Annotated in this window: 1 protein-coding gene; it reads left to right on the forward strand. The window is 54.0% G+C overall.

What is annotated here, in order from left to right:
• Positions 1–64: 64 nt before the first annotated feature.
• Positions 65–1,194, forward strand: a protein-coding gene (locus BUB78_RS20000; RefSeq protein WP_139279422.1) for an IS3 family transposase whose coding sequence is annotated in 2 segments (ribosomal slippage) — positions 65–302 and positions 302–1,194 — 1,131 coding nt in all. Because the reading frame shifts where the segments join, the coding sequence is not laid out codon by codon here.
• Positions 1,195–1,232 lie beyond the last annotated feature (38 nt).

The following is a 1,232-nucleotide window of genomic DNA, read 5'->3' on the forward strand; positions in this document are numbered from 1 at the left end:
CTGGTCTTGTCGCGGTTTAGTTCCGGCCTCTTTCGAGCAATGTTTGCTATGAAGGAGATAAGGAATGGCAAAGCGATACACAGACGAGTTTCGCCGTGATGCGGTGCGGATGGCCACGACCAGTGGATTAACGCGGCCGCAACTTTCATCAGATTTGGGTGTGGGGCTTTCGACGCTGAACAAGTGGGTTCAGCAACATCAGCACGATGATTTGATGTCTGGTCCGCATGAAGACGTTGAGAAGGAGAACACCCGCCTTCGCAAAGAAGTCCGACTTCTGCGCGAGGAGAGGGAAGTGTTAACAAAGGCGGCGATCTTCTTTGCAGGCCAAAGCCGGTGAGGTTTGCTTTCATCGATGCCTGGAAAGAAGTTTGGCCCGTGGAATTTCTCTGCCGTATTATGCAGGTCACATCTCGTGGCTTCCGCGCGTGGCGGGTTCGCCCGATGAGCCAACGACAGCGAGATGATATGGTGCTTTTGGCCCACATTCGTGAGCAGCATCGGCTTAGTTTACAAAGCTACGGGCGGCCCCGGATGACTGAAGAACTGCAAGAGCTGGGGCTAAGCGTCGGTCACGGTCGTGTGGGCCGCCTGATGCGAGAGAACGGCATCAAAGTCATCAGAACGCAGAAATACAAAGCGACGACGGACAGCAATCACACGTTCAACATTGCGCCCAACCTGCTGGGTCAGGACTTCTTAGCGGATGGCCCCAATCAAAAGTGGGCCGGAGACATCAGCTACATCTGGACCAGTGAGGGCTGGCTTTATTTAGCTGTCATCCTTGACCTGTACTCTCGCCGCGTCATCGGTTGGGCCGTTAGCAACCGGATGAAGCGAGATCTGGCGATCAGGGCGTTAGATATGGCTGTTGCTTTGCGACAGCCGCCCGAAGGGTGCATTCACCATACGGATCGTGGGTCGCAATATTGTTCCAATGAGTATCAACGTCGTCTTTCCAAGCATGGCTTCAAGGTCTCAATGAGTGGCAAGCGCAATTGTTACGACAATTCCATGGTGGAGACGTTCTTCAAATCCATTAAGGCTGAGCTGATCTGGCGGAACCGTTGGGACACACGCCGTCAGGCTGAGGGCGCAATATTCCAGTACATTAATGGCTTTTATAACCCGCGCCGTCGCCACTCATCGCTCGGCGGCAAAAGCCCCTTGGCTTTTGAACGAAAGGCCGCATAAATGAGTTGAGAGGCCGGAACGCAAACGCGACAAGACCA

It is taken from the genome of Roseovarius marisflavi (genome assembly GCF_900142625.1).
Lineage (GTDB): Bacteria > Pseudomonadota > Alphaproteobacteria > Rhodobacterales > Rhodobacteraceae > Roseovarius > Roseovarius marisflavi.